This window comes from Embleya sp. NPDC050154, from assembly GCF_044460165.1.
Lineage (GTDB): Bacteria > Actinomycetota > Actinomycetes > Streptomycetales > Streptomycetaceae > Embleya.
On record NZ_JBITJP010000022.1, the window covers coordinates 1 to 16,871 of the forward strand.

The window sequence follows — 16,871 nt, forward strand, 5'->3', positions numbered from 1 at the left end:
GGGGTATTTGCGTGGTGCTGGCATGGTTCGTGGTGCTCCTTACGCCGGGCACCATAACCCGGCTTCAAGGACTCCACCAAACTCAGAGCAGCTCACAGGCCAGGACCGTTGTGGCTGCGGCGTCGAGGAAGAGCATAAATGTCCAGGCTCGATCCGCCGTGTTGATCTGGCCGAGGCGAAGGAGTTCGTCGTCTGCGCGTTCGAGGATGTCGACGGTCTCGGCGAGGCCGGGTGTCGGTTGCTCCGGCTTTCGCTTGCGCAGTCGTCGGAGCCGGGTCCGGTAGGTCTGCGCGTGGCGGTTGGCGGGGACGAGGCCGTCCCAGATGACGAAGGTTCCTTCGGAGAGCAGGGCCTGGCGTGCGGGACCACATGCCGCTGTCTGCTCGGTGAGCATGGTGAGGAGGTCGTCGCGTGTCATACGCCAACCCTGCCGGGCCCTTGCTCGACTGGCCAACCGAAGCGCTCGACCCGACCACACGCCGATGTGGTCGGGCAGCCGGAGATGGGCGATGGTTGCCCGCAACCGACCACAGTTGCGGCGCGCATGGCTGTCCGACGGCCGATCTCCGGCCGGACCAGCTGTCGGCGTCCACGCGGACGTGGCTCCGCCCACGCCACCCGCACCGTCTCGACCGGGATCTCCCCGTGAGCCCTCGGCTGCATCGACATCGACACCCTCCCAAACGACCGCGTCGGCCCTCAGGACCACAACCGCCGTCTTGAAGGCCGTACGTCACGCGAGGACCCGAATTGACCCACAGCGTCAGCGTCGAAATGTGCCGGGGCGTTCGCAGATCGAGGCAACGACAACTGTGAAGGGCCGATCGGCCCTGCCGTGTGGTCGTACGTGGAGAGATGGTGGGTGGACACAGCCTCAGGGAGGTGACGCGGTGATCGTTCTCGTCGGCTATGCGAGCGTTCACGGCTCCACGCACGAGATAGCGCACCGGATCGCCACGCTGCTCGAACAGGACGGCGTACACGCGGAGACCGCGCCCATGAGTGCGTTCACGGACCCACGACGCTACGACGCGTTCGTCCTGGGCAGTGCGATCCGCAACGGTCGCTGGCTGCCGCCCGCGGAGGCGTTCCTGCGCGGCCACGCCGCCGACCTCGACGGACGGCCCGGATGGTTGTTCAGCGTCGGTCTCACCCGAATCGTCGCCGGCCGACTCGGTCGTCGCACCCCCGAGCCCGCACAGGTCGCGTGCTTCCGCGAGGTCATGCGCATCCACGAACACCACGTGTTCGCAGGGGCGCTGGACAAAGACGATCTCCCCTGGTTCGGGCGCAACCTCTATCGCATGCTCCGAGGTCACTACGGCGACTATCGCGACTGGGGCGAGATCGACGCCTGGGCGGACGACATCGCCCGCACGTTGCGAGCCGGCCGCACCCCGTCGGGAGACGCCGATGCCGCGCGACCGGATCGAAGACGACACGACCCGTGACACGGCCTCGACAACGGACGGTCGAACCGTCGCGATCGGCCCGGGCGGAGTTCAAGGACACCCGACTCCCGCACCACATGAAGCGGGCGATGGCCCGCCACGTCGAGGCCGAGCGCAACGGCGGCCCATCGTCCCCACCCGTGGGCAAGTGCGGCAAGACACTGCGAAGTGGGCCGCCGACGGGATCCCCTCGTCGGCGGCTGCCACCGAACTTCCCTCGGGGCAGCCGAGTTCGATGGCCGAGGGGACCATCGGTCCTTTCGGTGGGGTCGACCGGTCCTTTGTCGGCACGCTCCGATGGAGCACAGTTCGAACGCGCCGACATCGCGTCGGCCCTGGTCGATTGGAGTGCCCATGACGGCGCACGGAGGACTGCCGCCCATCATCGTCGGTGTCGAGAACACCGACGGTGGAAAGCTCGCCATCGCCTGGGCGGCGGACGAAGCGGCGCGACGGAAGCTCCCGTTGCTTCTGGTGCACGCCCTGGACTGGCCGCTCGGAATCGACCGCGACGCCAGGGGCGCCGCGTACCCGCAGACCTGGCCGGGCCGCTTCCGCAACGCGGGGCAAGTTGCGCTCGACGAGGCCCGCGTCCTGGCGACGGACCGACACCCCGGGTTGGAGGTCGACACCGACCTGGTCGACGGCGAACCGACGCATGTACTGCGGGATCGGGCCCGTACAGCCGCGATGCTCGTCCTTGGGTCGCGACAGCTCTCGTCGGCGAAGGAGTTGATGACGACCGGTGGCATCGCGGTGCCGGTCGCCGCGCACGCCTCGTGTCCGGTGGTCGTGGTGCGGGCGGGTGAGCCGGCGGGCGTCGACACGCGGCGGATCGTCGTCGCGGTGGACGGGGCCCGGCGGTCCGAGACGGCGGTGGCGTACGCGTTCGAGGAGGCTTCCGTACGCGCTCTCCCGCTGCTCGCGTTGCATGTCCGGCAGCCCTTCGCCGGGCTGATAAGCGGGATCTCCATCCCGGACGAGATGCAGGAGGGCCGGATCCGGCTCGCCGAGACGCTCGCCGGGTGGCACGAGAAATATCCCGAGGTCGCGGTGTCCCGGGACGTCCTGGTCGGCCACCCCGTCGCCACCCTCGTACGGGCGTTCCGAGCACGCCCTGTGCCTGGTCGTGGGCAGCCGCGGACTCGGCGGATTCCGGGGCATGTTGCTCGGCTCGGTCAGCCAAGGACTGATCCATCGCGCCCACTGCCCCCTGGTCGTCGTACCCGGCGCGCACGACGACCGGGAACCTGCGCAGCGTTGATCGGCTCGCCCCGACCCACCTTGCATCCCCTCGGAACGGCGGACAACGATGCACAAGGCACAGGCCCGGTACCCCCCGACCCGACCCACGGAGTCCGCAACGGGACTGACCACGCGTCAAGCGCAGACCAAACGCGCCGAGTGCGGTTCCAACACCATCGAACGAGCCGAGCAGACACCCGTATGGGCGCGAGTGGTGGCACAACTGCGGGATCCGCTGGTCCTGGTACTGCTCGCCGCCGCCGTATTGACCTCGGTGACCGGCGACTTCGCCGATACCGCCATCATCCTCGTCGTGGTCATGGTGAACACGGTGGTGGGCGTGGCGCAGGCGATCCGAGCCGACCACGCGGTGACCGCGCTGTCCGATCTGGCCGCCCCCGGCGTTCGGGTCCGCCGTGACGGAATCGAGTGCGAACTCACCGCCGCGGAACTGGTTCCGGGGGATGTCGTGCTCCTCGTCGAGGGGGACGTCGTTCCTGCGGACGCGTGCGTGGCCGAGGGGTCGGCCCTGCTCGTCGACGAGTCCGCGCTGACCGGCGAGTCGATGCCGGCGGACAAGTCCGCCCCGGACCCGTCCGGCGAGGTACAGCCGGAAAACCTGCTCGGCGCGGGCACCGTCGTGCTCCGCGGCCGGGCCGTGGTCGAAGTGATCGCAACCGGTTCGAACAGCGCCCTGGGCCGGATCGCCGTGCTCATGCGGGAACACCCGGGCCCCACACCGTTGCAGCGCAGGCTCGCGCACTTGGGCAGGGTGCTCGCGGTCGCGGTGATCGCGTTGTGCGCGGTGGTGTTCGGCCTCGGCCTGCTCCGCGGCGAACCGATCGAGGCGATGGCGATCACCGCGATCAGCCTCGCGGTCGCCGCCGTGCCCGAGTCGCTGCCCGCGGTGGTAACGCTCGGACTCGCCTTGGGAGCCCGGCACATGGCGGCCCGACACGCCATCGTCCGCAATCTGCCGGCGGTGGAGACACTGGGCTCGGTGACGGTGTTGGCAACCGACAAGACCGGTACCCTCACCGAAGGACGCATGGTCGCCGAGCGGCTGTGGACGCCGACAGGAACAGCCGAACTCACCGGGAGCGGATACGGCCCGGTCGGACAACTCCGCGTCGCCGGCTCAGCGGTCGACGCCGAGGCCGTCCCGCACATTCGCGATCTGCTGACTGCCGCAGTGCTTTGCAACGACGCGACACTGGTCCCTCCGGACACCGACAACACCCAATGGCGGGCCTTGGGCGACCCCACCGAGAGCGCACTCGTCGCCGCGGCGGGCAAGGCGGGCCTCGAACGCACTTGCCTGCGTGAGGGCCATACGCGGCTGGCCGAGGCCCCGTTCGACAGTGTGCGCAAGCGCATGACCACGATCCACCACGACCCGGACGACGGCCTGCGGGCATTCCTCAAAGGCGCCCCCGAAGTCGTGCTCACCTCACGATTCCTCACGACGGACGCGACCGGCCTGCGGATCGCCAGGCATGCGGCGGACGAACTGGCCGCCGCGGGCTACCGTGTCCTGGCCTTCGCGACGCGCCGGCTCGAAACCCTGCCGGAGCCGGCCGAGTCGGCGGAGACGGGTATGACGCTGCTCGGCCTGATCGCGATCGCCGACCCACCCAAAAGCACCGCCCGGGACACCGTCGCCGCCTGCCGCGCCGCCGGCATCACCCCCGTGATGATCACCGGCGACCACCCCGCCACCGCCCGCGCCATCGCGCTGCGCCTGGGCATCATCGGTGAGCGAGGCGCCACTGTCCTGACCGGCGCCGACATGAGCGCCGACTCGACCCTGGACCTCACCTCCGCCCGTGTGTTCGCCCGGACCACCCCCGAACAGAAACTGACGATCATCCAGGCGTGGCGTACTCGCGGCGCCGTGACCGCGATGAACGGCGACGGCGTCAACGACGGGCCTGCGCTGCGACGAGCCGACATCGGTGTCGCGATGGGCAAGCGGGGCACCGAAGTCGCACGCCAGGCCGCCGACGTGGTGCTGGCCGACGACGAGATCTCCACCGTGGTCGCCGCCGTGGAGGAAGGGCGCCGGGTGTACGACAACATCCGCCGCTTCCTGCTGTACGCACTCTCCGGCGGCATCGCGGAGATCGCGATCATGCTGATCGGACCCGCCCTCGGGATGCCCATCCCACTGGTCGCCGGCCAGATCCTGTGGATCAACCTGCTCACCCACGGCCTCACCGGAGTGGCCCTGGGCGCCGAACCGGTCGACCCCGGCACCATGCACCGCCCGCCGCGCCCGCCCGAGCAGAGCATCCTCGGTGACGGCCTGTGGCAACGCGTCCTCGGTTTGGGCGTCGTCGTCACCGCGATCAGTCTCGCCGTGGGCACCTGGGCCGACCACACCGGCCGCGGGTGGCAGACCCTGTTGTTCCTGACCCTGCTGGGCGCCCAACTCGGCGTCGTGACGGGCCTGCGCACCCGGCTGCTCACCCGGGCGAACCCGTCACTGCCGATCGCGGTACTCGCCTCCGCGGCGCTCGGCCTGGCCGGCGTGTACGTCCCGTGGCTGCGCGAACTGCTCGGCACCGAGACTCTTCCCGCCGCCGATCTCGCTCCGGCACTGATCGGCGTGCTCGTGGGGTTCGCCGCCGCACGCGCCGCCCGGTGGATCCGCTTCCTCATCCGAGGATCAGCCGAAAACGATCGCGCACCGATCGCCTCCGGCGGGCCGGCGCCGACCCCCGATCCGGCGGGTCCCAGTTGACCTGCCCGATCGAGAAAGGCACCGGGAACCCAACGCGCACTCCGGCCGGCTTGGGCCGGCTCATCGTGCCACCGCCGGCGTCGGGCCGAAAGCGTCGGCAAGGCTGGTCAGGATGGAGCCGGACCAACTGCTCTCCCCGAACACGCCGACCGGCATGGCGAGCACGCCGCACTCGTGCCGGAGCGTCTCCGCTGGGATTTCAACCGGGAAGAAGTAGTTGCCGGGACAAGTGCGGCTCGCCGTGGGAATCGCCCCGAGCACTTCGTCCGGCAACCGTTCGAACAGCCGCTCAGCCCGTGCGGCCAGTTCGTCGGCGACCTGCCGGGGCACGTCGCTGTGCTCGGTCAGCAGACGGTCGGCGAGCCTCAGCTGTGCCGACGTCGGCGGATCCGCCCGGAACGCTTCGGCCAATTCGGCTTGCGCCGGACCCAGCAGGACCACGCCGAATGTACGTGGCCACAGCCATCCCTTGGTGACCGAATGCAGCAGGACCGCACCACCGGTGTCCAGCAATCGCCGTGTGCCGGCAGCGAGCGGGACTCCCAGGTCATAGACGCTGTCGATCAGCAGGCGGCGGTGTGGTGATACCCGCAACCACGAAATCACCGCGGCGCACTCGGCATCGGACAGGTATCGGCCGAGCGGCTTGCTGGGGTTGGCGAGCAGCAGGTATTCGGGCCGGTGGTCCGCCGGCGACCCCGGCAGGACCGGCGCGGGTAGCGTCGGGTAGGACGCGGGCGCCAGGCCCGCGGCGCGGGCCAGCTCGAAGTAGACCGGGTACACGTCGCTGGGCAGCCACAACCGCGCCTGCACGGCGCGCAGCCGGTGGAACACCACGCCGAGCCCGTGACGGACCCCGCGACAGACCATGGCGTGGCCGGACCACTCTTCCGGCAGCTCGAAGCGCCGCAGCCAGGCACGGGCGAGATCGCATCGGTGCACCGTGCTCGTGTCGGTCGGCGGTTCCGGTCGCATCGGAGCAAGCGCCCGGTACACGTTGGTCTCGGCGGCGTCCAGAAGCGACGAGGAAGCACGGAGTTGCCGCTGCCGGAATTCCTGGAACTCGTCGAACCTCATGCCGTCGCACCTTCCGGCACGATTTCGCTGGCCCGGTCTTCCAGCGAGGCGTAGCAGCGTCCGTCGGCCATGACGTTCCAGCTGCGTGCGATGCCGTTGGTGCGTTCCCAGAGCAGGCTGGGTTCGGTGTAGGCGGCGATCCGCATCGGCTGTCCGTCCCAGCTGCCGTGGTAGACCGGCGCGCCCCAGGGCAGGCGGCTCGCCAGTTCGAGGCCGTGCTGCTCGGCGAACCGGGTGACGATGGACAGCGATACCTGGTGCTCTCGGCTCCAGACGTTGGCGGCGCGGTCGAAGTAGAGCGACTCGGTACTGGTGGATACGTAGAGCTCTTTGAAGCAGACTTCCTCGACACCGAGAGACGCGGCCCACGACAGGTAGTCGGCGACCTCGGCCGCGTCGGCGACGCCGCCGTGCTGGAGCACGCAGATCAGCCTCATCCGCAGCCCCGGCCACCGGTCACGTCCCACGCGCCAGGTGTCGATGACAGAACTCACCGGCGTGCGCAGCATCATCAGCCGCTCGCTGACGGCGTCGTCCTGATGGTGCCGGGAGACCGCCAGTACGCTCAGACCTGCGGCGCTCAGGGCTGCGAGGCGGTCGGCTCGGTCGGCGTGCCCGCCCCTTGCCAGAGTGTGCGCGTTGGTGATCAGGACGACCTTCGGGAAGGCCGCCGAGCAGGCGGACACCAGTCGCAACTGCTGTTCGAACGGTATGAGCGTGGGCTCCCCGCCGCCGGTGATCACTGCACGCTCGGCCCCCGCCGCACGGGCGCGCTCCAGCCAGTGGGCGACCGCGTCCCACGGGACCCGTGCCGGTGCTTGGTCGCTGGAGATCGAAGCCGAGGAGAAGCAGAACGAACACCGGGCCTGGCAGGCGGAGGCGACCGGCAGAAGCGAAACCGTGCGCGGTCGCGTGTCGGCGTAGCGATGCTGTGCCGATTCGTGCAGGTGCAGGGAGGCCGCCATCGCATCCTCGACGGTTGTCGGACGCAGAGTGAACTCGTTGCCTACTTGGTCGAGTTCGTGGACTGCTGACAACCGGATGCGAGCCTCGTGCAGTTCCGTGCCGAGGCCGGTCGACACGTTGGGTATCAGCTTGCCGGGGTCCACCGTGGTTTCCAGCACCAGCAGCCGATCGCCCGGAATGGCCAGACGGTCCAGCAAGCGTCGCGCCTTGCCGATGCCGATTCCCAACTCCGCACGGGTCAGCAGGTGGAACCGGTCGGGGTAGGTACTCTCCGGAATTCCTTCTTTATCGTAAGCGAAGGCGTACTTGTCGAAGCCCTTCGCGAAGTTCGACAGCACGATGACGTGGAAGCGCTGGTCGGTATGGTTCATCCGGTCATCATGCATGAACGGACTCCAGACGACATGGGCCGAACCTGCAGGCGGAACGCGGTGTCCCGATCCGATCCGTCGTCAACGACTCGCGCGTGATCCGCACGGGAGTTGGAGTGACCACCGGAACCACCGGGACCACCTCGGCGCCGAGGCACGGAAGACGCAGCCGTACGCCCAGGGAATGTCGGTGCTTCGTTGCTTCCGTAGGCTCCGGGCCGGTTGTTCGCTTCCGGGGTTCCGCCTCCCGGCCGGGAGCGCGCTCGCGCCTGAACAACCTCTGTCAATCGCCAACCGCTCGGGGTAGGTTGCCGCGTCAACGGGATCCCGGGCGGGTGGGGAAGACGTCGCCGCCCGTCCCGGGCACCGCGCGTCGATTCGCCTGGATCCGTCTTCTTCGCATGCGCGGCACGCGACTTTCCAGGGAGTCCCACTTGTCTCCGGCATTCCCTTACGACCGGCCTGCCTCCGAGGCGGCGCCGAGCCACGAGCCGGCACCCGATAATCCGGCCGCAGGCTACGACCAGGCCGGCCCACCCATGTCCCACGGTCACCTGCCGGGCCGGGGTTACGACTACGGCAGCTACAACTTCGGCCACGGCGTCCCGCAGGACCTCGGCGACTACTGCGCGAGCTGGGGCCGGCGCGCCGGCGGATACGTGATCGACGGCGTGATGGGGTGCGAACGCGTGGGCGAGGGCGCGGACGAGGGTGACGCAGCGGGGTGCGCCGATGCGGTGGGCGAGGGTGGGTGCCTCGGTGGCGGCGGCCGCCGCCCGGTCGATCTGTCCGCTCCGGAGACAGGCGCGGGCCTGGTAGGTGAGGAAGACGCCGCGGGTCTTGTCGCGCGGGCGTTGGAGGACGTCGAGGCCCTCGCCGATGAGGTGGAGCGCGTGGGGGCGTTCGCCGAGGTCGAGCAGGCATTGTCCGGAGTCGACGGCCAGGTCGGCCTCACCCATCCACGAGCCCGCGAGTCGGGCATCGCGCGGACGAACACCGCGGTGGAGATGTCGCCGCGGCCGCGGTGGTGTTGCGCGGCCGGCCCTGTCCGAGCTCGGCCGTGCTCTGCGGGGACCCGGAGATGGCACCCGCGTGCGCCGGTGCCACGTTGCGGGCCCGATGGTGAAGGCGTCGCGGACCTGCCTTGCGGGTGCTGCACCGGCCGCGACGGCGAGCGTGTTCGGTCGCGTCGACTGCTCCGCGATGTACCCGCCCTCGGTCCGGAACCACTGCGCCGCCCGGCCGAGGTAGGCCGCCGCGTCCGGCGCGAGCTTCGCGGGGTCCGCCGTGAGCGCACGTTGCGGGGCGATGTTCGTGAGGTGCAGGGCAGCGACCCGGTCCGGGTGTTCGGCCGCGAGGAGCTCCGCGACGGTGTCTCCAACGTCGCCGCCGGACACCGTGTACCGCGAGTAACCGAGTTCATCCAGAGCATCCGCAACGATCCCGGCGATGCGATTGGCCGACATGCCGGGCAGGGTTAGCGGGGGGCGAACGGGAAGCGCGGCAGCGCGGGAACCACACGTGCATGTCCGCAAGCAAAGGCAGAACGCGCTCGAACCGCAACACCGAGTCCGGCCAGCCGTGCCGCAGCACGACCATCGGGGCGCCGGGCCACGTGGACCGGGCCAGAATGCTCAATCGCCAAACCGACGGGCGCGCGAGCTTCGCACTCCCACGACGACGAATTCTCCTCGCAGACCGACCAACGGCACAGGCCTCGGCAACCTGCCCGTGCCCCGGAACGGTCGGTCACCGTGCGGACGTCAGGGCGACGACCTGCACGCGATGGCGCGCCGTGCGTGTCGTTCGACATCGAAGATGGTTGCGTGCAGGGCGCTGATCTGGGGCGACCAGGTTGGATGTCGATGGGTGTGGCTCGTCCGGCGTGAGCCAGGTGTGCTGTCCGGTGGGGTTGGTGCCGCTAGGCGGAACCGGTGGTGCCGGTCGGCGGAGCCTGTTGATAGAGCGCTACCAGCACGCCGTGGACGGGCTGGTCCTCTGTATCTTCCTCGGCCTCGTCGACCAGGTTGGTGAGGGTCTCGCCGAGTTCTCGTGCCTGCGCGGGGCTGAGACGCAGGTGGCGCATCGTCAGGGTCTCGGCGGGTGAGCGGTCCAGCTCCTGGGCGAACGCGGCAAGCATGGCGGCGGTGCCTGCCGCTTGGGGTTCGGCGACGACCATGTGGCGGGCCGTGCGTTGGTAGTACTGCTCGGTACCGCCGCGGACCTGGCGGGTCTCGGCGATGTGGACCAGCCCGGCTTCGCGGAGCACTTTGAGATGGTGGGCCACGTTGCCCTTCTTCGCGTCGAGCTGCGCCGCGAGCCGGCTGATGGTGGCGGGCCTTTGGCCGAGGGCGAAGAGCAACCGCTGCCGCAACGGGTGGGCGAGCGCCGCGAACTGCTCGGGCGCGCCGATCTCCAGGACATCCTCAGGAGGCGGCGGGAAGGAAGGCTGATCACGCATACCGAAAGTGTCTAAACTTCTTGACGCTTTCGCAAGGGCAGTGCTCTACTCCTCGCCATGACGACTCTGACGAAGACTCCGCCCGCCCCTGTCATCGACGAGACAGCCCGGCTGCTGACCGAGCACTACGTTTTCCCCGACATAGCCGAGCAGCTCGCCGGCCTGCTGCAACGACGCCTCACCGAGGGCGCCTACGACGTCGACGGCCCCGAGGAGCTCGCCCGGCTGGTCACCGCGGACCTGCAGTCCGTCAACGGCGACCGACACCTGAGACTGAAGCACCACGTCGACCCGGTGTCCCCGAAGCGGGGGGCGGCCACCCTGGACTCCATGCGCCGGGACTTCGACACCTCGCTGGGCGGTGCGCCCCGGGTGCAGTTGCTCGACGGAGGGGTCGCCGTGGTCGAGCTGGCACCGATGCTGTTTCCGCTGGAGTGGGCCGCCGAGCCGCTGAGTGCCGCGCTCACCGTGGCCTCCCGCGCCCAGGCGCTGATCGTGGACCTTCGGTCCAACCGGGGCGGCGACCCGGACACGGTCGCCTTCGTCTGCAGTTACCTGCTCGACGAGCGCACCCACCTCAACACCATGTCCTGGCGCCGCGGCGAGCGCATCGAGCAGTCCTGGAGCCTGCCGCACGTTCCCGGCGCGCGCTTCGGCGGCAGCAAGCCGTTGTACGTGCTGTCCAGCGGCAGCACCTTCTCCGCCGCCGAAGAGTTGGCGTACGACCTCCAGCAACTCGGTCGCGCCGTCGTCGTCGGCGAGCGCACCCGCGGCGGTGCACATCCATGCCAGGGCTGGACCGTGCACCCACACCTGGAAGCCACCGTGCCCGTCGGCCGCGCCATCAACCCCGTCTCCGGCACGAACTGGGAGGGCACCGGTGTGCAACCGGACATCCCTTGCGCTGCAGGCGACTCCCTCGACCGCGCGCACGTACTGGCCCTCGCCCGACTGGCAGACTGACCCAGTCCAGCTCACCGACAGCAGCACGCGAGTGCTCCCCATATGCACTTCGGCTTCGGCAGCCGGCTCCGGCGGCGGGGGCCTGGTCTCCGGCGGCCCTCGGCGTGCTCACACCCCGCAGGACCGGGCCGGCACTCCGCGCACCGGGCCGAGGGTGTGGTTATGACGAACTCCCCGCAGTGCAAAGCCTATCCAAGTGATCTGTCCGACGCCCGCCGGGCGCTGGTGGAGCCGGTCCCGGCGTGCCCACCGCAACCCGGGGCATCGACGCCGGAGAGAGAATCGACGGCCGCAAGCGCGATGTGCGAGGGCTCGACCCTGTGCGGGTCAGGGCTTGTGCTGCATGATCCAGGTGGGCAGGGGCTCGGTTATCGTGTCCAGGACCTCCCAGCCGGCTCGGCGGTACATCTCGACGTTTTCGGGGTTGCCGGTCTCCAGAACCGCCGGCAGTCCGTGCTCGGTGGCGTGCCGCAGTCCGGCTGCCATGACGGCGTGGCCCCAGCGCTGTCCGGCGTGTTCGGGGTGGGTGCCCAGGACGCCGAGGTACCAGAAGGGCGCGGTGGGCAGCACGTCGTGCACGGCGACGTCGTAGGCCCGGACCCGGGCGGCCGCGTCGGCGGGGAGCACCGAGGTCCAGGGCTCGCCCACGGCACCGCTCTCGGCGGCGGCCGGCGTCGAGGTCGCGGGCGGTTCCCAGATCGCGACGGACCCGCCGCTCCCGACCGTCCACACCGTCTCCTTGTGTACGCGCTTGTCGAAGAGGTGACCGAAGAACGCTGCGGCGTACGGCGGGTAGGTGACATCGTCGGGAAAGAGGTACCGCAAGACCGGGTCGCCGGGGAACGCGGCGACCAGCGAGGCCACGACCCGTTCGCGATCCGCGGGCGTGGCGATGGTGATCTTTGCTTCCGTCATAGGCGCGGACGATAGCCCAGGTTCCGGGTTCCCGCGCATGTGGGGAAATCACGCCGGTGCTCGGTATCGGGCCGGCCGGGCGCGACACAACCGACGGTGTTCCCGGATCTCATGGACAACTCCCTGATATCCACAGGGCCCCGCTTCGGAATCGCGGCACGAACGTTCTCGGTTCTCGCAGGCATCGCCGGCAGCAGGAGGTTCACGCCTGAGGTGCGGCCGAGGTGGGTGAGCACGCCGTGCCGGACCCGTGCCGGCCGCACCCCCTGCGTGGCCCAATGTACGCGGTGTGCCCACCCGGACTCGCGCGGAACCGGCCGATGCGATCCGGGGGCGGCAACACCTGCGACCCGCGCCGCATTCGCACGACGTGTTCCTCTACGTTGGTCGGGATGGAATGCGCCCGAGCGGCTATCGCGCGGGACCGGCGACGCGGCAAACGTACGGAGACGTCATGCCCTTGTGGGACAAGGTCGAGCAGTCCGTCCGGCACATGCAGACGCAGTTGACGGCGAAGAGGCGGGAGTTGACCAGTGACGCGTTTCGGGACGCGAGCATGGCGATGTGCGCGCTGGTCGCCGCCGCGGACGGGACGATCGACGAGGCCGAGACGCGGAAGGTCGCGCAGCTGATCGCCGGCAACGAAGCGCTGCGCCAGTTCGACAAGGACGACCTGCAGCGTCGTTTCCACGCCCACGCCGACCGGTTGTCGACCGACTTCCGGCTCGGCAAGGCACAGGTCATGAAGGACATCGCGAAGGCCAGGGTGAAGCCGGACGAGGCGCGCGCGGTCATCCGGATCGGCATCGTCATCGGCGGCGCGGACGGCAGGTTCGACCCGAGCGAGCGGACGGTCATCCGTGAGGCGTGCGTCGCGTTGGGCATCGCCCGTGCCGAGTTCGGACTCTGAGACGAGGACCGCAGAGTCGTCATGGCCCGCCGCGGACCCGAGCCCGGTGGGGGCCGGATCGCCGGGAACACCTGCCGGCCGAGACGGGCCCCTGCCGCTCGACGGGCCCGAACAGCGCTCCCACGCCCTCCACTTGCCGGTCATCCGTCGGCGCTGCGGCACAGTCACGCAGGATCTGGTCGAGTTCCGCCACCCAAGGCACCGACACATCACGGAAATTCCACACCAGGCCGAGCCGCCCGCCCGGGCGCAGCACCCGGGCAGCTTCAGGGACGGCTCGTTCCGGGTCCACCCAGTGCCACGCTTGCGCACAGACCACGACGTCCACGCTTGAATCCGGCAGTGGGATCGACTCCCCGGTCCCGTCCAGAACCCGCACATCGGGAAGCACCCGCGCGAACTGCTCGCGCATCCCGACCGAGGGCTCCACCGCGACGACCTCCCGGCCCGCGGCACGCAGCGCCCGGGTCAGCTTGCCCGTACCCGCACCAAGATCAACCACGGTTCGCGCGTCCTCGGGCACCAGCCAGGCCACCGCCTCCGGCGGGTAGGGCGGGCGGCCACGCTCATAGGCGTCCGCTGCGGCACCGAACGACCGCGCCTGACGAAATTCTTCCTGCTCCCCGGCTCTCGTCATGCCAGGCATCCTGCCAGGTGCCGCTCGGTGCGACAGCGGACGAACCGGACGGTGCGGAGCACGACGACACGGTGCAAGACCTCGCGATCCAACGCGCATCCTCCACGGGATTCGGCCGCCCGTGGACCGCCGGCCGGTTGTATCCGAGGGTTCGTGTGCATTCGCGACGCGCACAGTGGGCGGGGATGGCCGCCCCGTCCCCGACCTGCGGAGCGGACGCGGCAGCCGCGCCGTGTTACGTGCTGCGGTGGTTGTTTCACGCACGGCGCGGCCGGTGCCCGAGGGGCGGGGCCGGCCGCGGCGTGTCTGCGGGAGCGTTCGAGCCCACACACGAACACGCCGCGACGCCGCCCACGATCGTTTCCCGGTGGATCCCTGCCCGGCGCGCCGCGCCGCACCCGGGAGATGCGTTCACCCGATGGGACGCGCCGGCACCGCAGCCGCGACGTCGGGCGATGCCGGGCACAACTCGATCACGGTCGACCCCGGGCCACTTCACCTCCTCGGGCCGGCGGAGTAGCGTTCTCGATCCCGATCTTGGAGGTCCCGAATGTGGGTCATCCGTGAATGGATCAATGACGAGGGCAACCCGTGCAAGGCCGTCGTCAGCGAGGAAGTCGCCGCGCGTTCCGACGAGGAACTCCGCGCGATGCACCGCCGACTCGAGCATTCACCACGCCGAACGCCGGATGCCGCGATGGACTCGATCAACCGCACGCTGAACACGAACCTGGACGCGTTCGTCCTCGAACGCCTGGAGGGCCTGCACACCCCCGGCCGCCACATCGGCCTGAACGACCTGGTCCCCGGCCTGCTCCGCCCGGACCTGGACCCGCAGTTGATGGAGACCATGGACCGCATGTTCGACCGGCAGATCGAGACCATCGCGGACGGGATCCGACGCGGCGAACCCCGGTAGACCCGTCCACGGGCGCGCCCGGCATCCCCCTCTGCCGGCCCGCCCGCGCGACGACAGGGACGGCCTCGACCGCACGAATGTCGCGGTCGGGGCCGTCTCGTCGTCCTGTGCGGCCCGCCCGCACTGCCCGGGTGGGTCGGGTTCAGCCCGTCTTCTCGGGTGGTCGGGCCGTGGGGCCGCGCGCTTCGGGGTCGCCTGTGGTCGTGGCCTTCGTCGCGGTTCGCTTGGCGATGTCGGGGCGGTTCTTGGTTGCGGCCGCCACGCTCGCGGTGGGCCGACGTGGGCACCCGCAGGAGTTTCGCGAGTCGGGGGACCTTGGTGAACCGGACGGTGTGACGGGCGCCGGTGGCCGCGCCGGAGCGCGCGAAGACGAACGCCGGGCGGTTCTCAGGAGAGCGGCCAGTTGCGTAGGGCGACGTCAGCCATCTCCTGGAGTTCATCGCGGCCGACACCGCTCGCGGCTTGCACGGCGATGCCGAATGCCAAGGTGGTGACGTAGCGGGCCAGCAGCCCCGGATTGGTTTCCGGAGGCAGGTCGCCGTCGTCGACGGCTCGCTGGAATCGCTCCCGGACGCAGGAGCAGCCGTTGTTGCGCCAGGCGACGAGAAGGTCACGGACTCCACGCCCGGAGTCGCCGACGGCCAAGGCGCCCTGGACGCCCAGGCACCCGTGAGGATGGGTTGGGCGGGTGGTGGTTCGAACGGTGCCGGCCAGAATCGCGGTGGCGACGCCGAGGGCGGTCGGCTCCTCCAGGGCCCGGGTCAGGTATGCGCCCGGGCCTTCGGTGTAGCGCTCCAGGGCCTTGCGGAACAGCTCCTCCTTGTTGCCGAAGGTGGCGTACATGCTGGTGGTGGAGATGCCCATCGCGTCGGTCAGAGTGGCCAGGCTGGCGCCCTCGTAGCCGTGCTCCCAGAAGACCAGCACGGCGCGCTCGAGAGCTTCGTCTGCGTCGAATCCTCGCGGTCGACCGATCGGGCCGCTCTTTTTGGTCTCCACGCCCGCAGTCTATCTCTTCCGCATCGATCGCTACAGAAGTGCTACGTTCGACTTCCGCATCGATCGATGCGGAAGTCGAAGGAGGCTGATCCCATGGGACTACTGGAGGGTAAGACCGCTCTCGTCACCGGAGGCGGCACCGGAATCGGCCTGGCCAGTGCGGTGCGGCTGGCCGCCGAGGGCGCACACGTGTTCATCACCGGCCGGCGCAGGACCGAACTCGACGCGGCCGTCGAAGTGATCGGTTCAGCGGCCACCGCCGTGATCGGCGACATCTCGAACCCGGCCGACCTGGACCGGCTCTACGAGACGATCCGCAGCCGGGGACGGGGCCTGGACGTACTGTTCGCGAATGCCTCCGTCGCCGCGTTCGTGACGCTCGAGGAGGTCACCGAGGAGCACTTCGACACCCTCTTCGATATCAACGTCCGGGGCACGCTGTTCACCGTGCAGAAGGCGCTGCCACTGCTCAACGACGGCGCCTCGGTGATCTTGAACGGCTCCACCAACGTGGACGTCGGCGCGGAGGCGTTCGGCGTGTACGCGGCGACCAAGGCCGCCACCCGATCGTTCTCCCGGACCTGGGCCAACGAACTCAAGGGACGCGGCATCCGGGTCAACACCATTACACCCGGCCCGACCGATACCCCTGGTCTGTCGGGGCTCGCGCCCGACCCGGAGCAGGCCGCCGGACTCAAGCGGCAACTGGCTACGCATGTGCCGCTGGGCCGGCTCGGGCGCCCGGAGGAGATCGCCGCCGCCGTGGCCTTCCTCGCCTCCGAGCAGAGCAGCTTCATCACCGGTTCGAGCCTGTACGTCGACGGCGGCCTGAACCAGATCTGAGTTCCATGGCCGCGCATCCGGCGAGGATGGCGGCGCGTGGCCGGCCGCGCTCGCTCGGGACGGGCGAGCCCGGCAGCCTCGATCGCAGCCCGCTCAGCGAGTCGTGGCGCAGCGGGCCCGGTCAACCCGCGTGGGTCGCGCACGAGCACCAGACCCGTGCCGAACTGATTGCCAACCTCGCCAGGGCGCGCCGGATCATTCCCGCCGCAACCGCCGAGGTCGATGGCGGGTAACTGCGCTTCACCCGCAAGCCCACCGACACGAACGCCACGGTCTGGGACGACCCTTCCGGCTCGCCCGCGCGGCGGGCGAGCCGGTCTCGGGCCTTCTCGTGTCTGGGGCTGGATCGTCGGGAGTATCAGGATTTATTTCTT

At 69.9% G+C, this 16,871-nt stretch carries 16 protein-coding genes and 1 pseudogene; 10 read left to right on the plus strand and 7 right to left on the minus strand.

Going from position 1 to position 16,871, the window contains the following annotated elements; translation table 11 throughout:
• Positions 1 to 82: 82 nt before the first annotated feature.
• A complete protein-coding gene (locus ACIBSV_RS35925) occupies positions 83 to 418 on the minus strand; it encodes a hypothetical protein (RefSeq protein WP_395870676.1) in 336 nt (111 codons plus the stop codon).
• A 472-nt stretch (positions 419 to 890) separates the two neighbouring features.
• Between ACIBSV_RS35925 and ACIBSV_RS35930 the strand changes: the two genes are divergently transcribed.
• The 4 genes and pseudogenes from ACIBSV_RS35930 (at position 891) to ACIBSV_RS35945 (ending at position 5,439) form a co-directional block, all read left to right on the plus strand.
• Entirely contained in the window at positions 891 to 1,451 is a 561-nt protein-coding gene (locus ACIBSV_RS35930) for a flavodoxin domain-containing protein (protein WP_395870678.1), read from the plus strand.
• A 354-nt stretch (positions 1,452 to 1,805) separates the two neighbouring features.
• Positions 1,806 to 2,495 (plus strand): annotated as a pseudogene (locus ACIBSV_RS35935) (universal stress protein); the annotation flags it as partial.
• Positions 2,496 to 2,613: 118 nt separating this feature from the next.
• The gene (locus ACIBSV_RS35940) at positions 2,614 to 2,715 is read left to right on the plus strand and encodes a universal stress protein (RefSeq protein WP_395870993.1); all 102 of its coding nucleotides are present in this window, start codon (positions 2,614 to 2,616) and stop codon (positions 2,713 to 2,715) included.
• Between the two features lie 48 nt (positions 2,716 to 2,763).
• Entirely contained in the window at positions 2,764 to 5,439 is a 2,676-nt protein-coding gene (locus tag ACIBSV_RS35945; protein ID WP_395870680.1) for a cation-translocating P-type ATPase, read from the plus strand.
• A gap of 60 nt (positions 5,440 to 5,499) precedes the next feature.
• Here ACIBSV_RS35945 and ACIBSV_RS35950 read toward each other — a convergent pair whose 3' ends face one another.
• Positions 5,500 to 6,516 (minus strand): aminotransferase class I/II-fold pyridoxal phosphate-dependent enzyme, encoded by a 1,017-nt coding sequence (locus ACIBSV_RS35950; RefSeq protein ID WP_395870682.1) that lies wholly within the window; start codon positions 6,514 to 6,516, stop codon positions 5,500 to 5,502.
• Positions 6,513 to 7,853: a radical SAM protein gene (locus ACIBSV_RS35955; protein ID WP_395870684.1), complete on the minus strand. Its 1,341-nt coding sequence runs from the start codon at positions 7,851 to 7,853 to the stop codon at positions 6,513 to 6,515. The genes ACIBSV_RS35950 and ACIBSV_RS35955 overlap by 4 nt, the downstream gene beginning before the upstream one ends.
• A 539-nt stretch (positions 7,854 to 8,392) precedes the next feature.
• Between ACIBSV_RS35955 and ACIBSV_RS35960 the strand changes: the two genes are divergently transcribed.
• Positions 8,393 to 9,334, plus strand: coding sequence for a hypothetical protein (locus ACIBSV_RS35960; RefSeq protein WP_395870686.1), 942 nt, complete (start codon positions 8,393 to 8,395; stop codon positions 9,332 to 9,334).
• A 440-nt stretch (positions 9,335 to 9,774) separates the two neighbouring features.
• Here ACIBSV_RS35960 and ACIBSV_RS35965 read toward each other — a convergent pair whose 3' ends face one another.
• Positions 9,775 to 10,314, minus strand: coding sequence for an ArsR/SmtB family transcription factor (locus tag ACIBSV_RS35965; RefSeq protein WP_395870688.1), 540 nt, complete (start codon positions 10,312 to 10,314; stop codon positions 9,775 to 9,777).
• A gap of 57 nt (positions 10,315 to 10,371) precedes the next feature.
• Here ACIBSV_RS35965 and ACIBSV_RS35970 point away from each other — a divergent pair, with 57 nt between their 5' ends.
• Complete coding sequence (locus ACIBSV_RS35970) at positions 10,372 to 11,277, plus strand: S41 family peptidase (RefSeq protein WP_395870690.1); 906 nt, start codon at positions 10,372 to 10,374, stop codon at positions 11,275 to 11,277.
• 327 nt (positions 11,278 to 11,604) lie between these two features.
• Here ACIBSV_RS35970 and ACIBSV_RS35975 read toward each other — a convergent pair whose 3' ends face one another.
• A complete protein-coding gene (locus ACIBSV_RS35975; RefSeq protein ID WP_395870692.1) occupies positions 11,605 to 12,192 on the minus strand; it encodes a GNAT family N-acetyltransferase in 588 nt (195 codons plus the stop codon).
• A 454-nt stretch (positions 12,193 to 12,646) separates the two neighbouring features.
• Here ACIBSV_RS35975 and ACIBSV_RS35980 point away from each other — a divergent pair, with 454 nt between their 5' ends.
• Positions 12,647 to 13,102 carry a tellurite resistance TerB family protein gene (locus tag ACIBSV_RS35980; RefSeq protein ID WP_395870694.1) on the plus strand — a complete coding sequence of 152 codons (456 nt, stop codon included), beginning with the start codon at positions 12,647 to 12,649 and terminating at the stop codon, positions 13,100 to 13,102.
• 19 nt (positions 13,103 to 13,121) lie between these two features.
• Here the strand turns inward: ACIBSV_RS35980 and ACIBSV_RS35985 are convergent, their stop codons facing one another.
• A complete protein-coding gene (locus tag ACIBSV_RS35985) occupies positions 13,122 to 13,739 on the minus strand; it encodes a class I SAM-dependent methyltransferase (protein WP_395870695.1) in 618 nt (205 codons plus the stop codon).
• A 550-nt stretch (positions 13,740 to 14,289) separates the two neighbouring features.
• On the opposite strand from ACIBSV_RS35985, the gene ACIBSV_RS35990 reads away from it, so the two are divergent.
• The gene (locus tag ACIBSV_RS35990) at positions 14,290 to 14,658 is read left to right on the plus strand and encodes a hypothetical protein (RefSeq protein WP_395870697.1); all 369 of its coding nucleotides are present in this window, start codon (positions 14,290 to 14,292) and stop codon (positions 14,656 to 14,658) included.
• A gap of 387 nt (positions 14,659 to 15,045) precedes the next feature.
• On the opposite strand, the gene ACIBSV_RS35995 is transcribed toward ACIBSV_RS35990, so the two are convergent.
• Entirely contained in the window at positions 15,046 to 15,654 is a 609-nt protein-coding gene (locus ACIBSV_RS35995; RefSeq protein ID WP_395870699.1) for a TetR/AcrR family transcriptional regulator, read from the minus strand.
• A 93-nt stretch (positions 15,655 to 15,747) separates the two neighbouring features.
• On the opposite strand from ACIBSV_RS35995, the gene ACIBSV_RS36000 reads away from it, so the two are divergent.
• Both ACIBSV_RS36000 and ACIBSV_RS36005 read left to right on the plus strand, forming a co-directional pair.
• Positions 15,748 to 16,497 carry an SDR family NAD(P)-dependent oxidoreductase gene (locus ACIBSV_RS36000; protein WP_395870701.1) on the plus strand — a complete coding sequence of 250 codons (750 nt, stop codon included), beginning with the start codon at positions 15,748 to 15,750 and terminating at the stop codon, positions 16,495 to 16,497.
• Positions 16,498 to 16,502: 5 nt separating this feature from the next.
• Positions 16,503 to 16,730, plus strand: coding sequence for a hypothetical protein (locus tag ACIBSV_RS36005; RefSeq protein WP_395870703.1), 228 nt, complete (start codon positions 16,503 to 16,505; stop codon positions 16,728 to 16,730).
• Positions 16,731 to 16,871 lie beyond the last annotated feature (141 nt).

Excerpts from the sequence above, each read along its gene's own strand:
- ACIBSV_RS35925 (WP_395870676.1), bottom strand. The coding sequence starts at position 418 with ATGACACGCGACGACCTCCTCACCATGCTCACCGAGCAGACAGCGGCA.
- ACIBSV_RS35940 (WP_395870993.1), top strand. The coding sequence starts at position 2,614 with ATGTTGCTCGGCTCGGTCAGCCAAGGACTGATCCATCGCGCCCACTGC.
- ACIBSV_RS35945 (WP_395870680.1), top strand. The coding sequence starts at position 2,764 with ATGCACAAGGCACAGGCCCGGTACCCCCCGACCCGACCCACGGAGTCC.
- ACIBSV_RS35950 (WP_395870682.1), bottom strand. The coding sequence starts at position 6,516 with ATGAGGTTCGACGAGTTCCAGGAATTCCGGCAGCGGCAACTCCGTGCT.
- ACIBSV_RS35955 (WP_395870684.1), bottom strand. The coding sequence starts at position 7,853 with ATGAACCATACCGACCAGCGCTTCCACGTCATCGTGCTGTCGAACTTC.
- ACIBSV_RS35960 (WP_395870686.1), top strand. The coding sequence starts at position 8,393 with ATGTCCCACGGTCACCTGCCGGGCCGGGGTTACGACTACGGCAGCTAC.
- ACIBSV_RS35965 (WP_395870688.1), bottom strand. The coding sequence starts at position 10,314 with ATGCGTGATCAGCCTTCCTTCCCGCCGCCTCCTGAGGATGTCCTGGAG.
- ACIBSV_RS35970 (WP_395870690.1), top strand. The coding sequence starts at position 10,372 with ATGACGACTCTGACGAAGACTCCGCCCGCCCCTGTCATCGACGAGACA.
- ACIBSV_RS35975 (WP_395870692.1), bottom strand. The coding sequence starts at position 12,192 with ATGACGGAAGCAAAGATCACCATCGCCACGCCCGCGGATCGCGAACGG.
- ACIBSV_RS35980 (WP_395870694.1), top strand. The coding sequence starts at position 12,647 with ATGCCCTTGTGGGACAAGGTCGAGCAGTCCGTCCGGCACATGCAGACG.
- ACIBSV_RS35985 (WP_395870695.1), bottom strand. The coding sequence starts at position 13,739 with ATGACGAGAGCCGGGGAGCAGGAAGAATTTCGTCAGGCGCGGTCGTTC.
- ACIBSV_RS35990 (WP_395870697.1), top strand. The coding sequence starts at position 14,290 with ATGTGGGTCATCCGTGAATGGATCAATGACGAGGGCAACCCGTGCAAG.
- ACIBSV_RS36000 (WP_395870701.1), top strand. The coding sequence starts at position 15,748 with ATGGGACTACTGGAGGGTAAGACCGCTCTCGTCACCGGAGGCGGCACC.
- ACIBSV_RS36005 (WP_395870703.1), top strand. The coding sequence starts at position 16,503 with ATGGCCGCGCATCCGGCGAGGATGGCGGCGCGTGGCCGGCCGCGCTCG.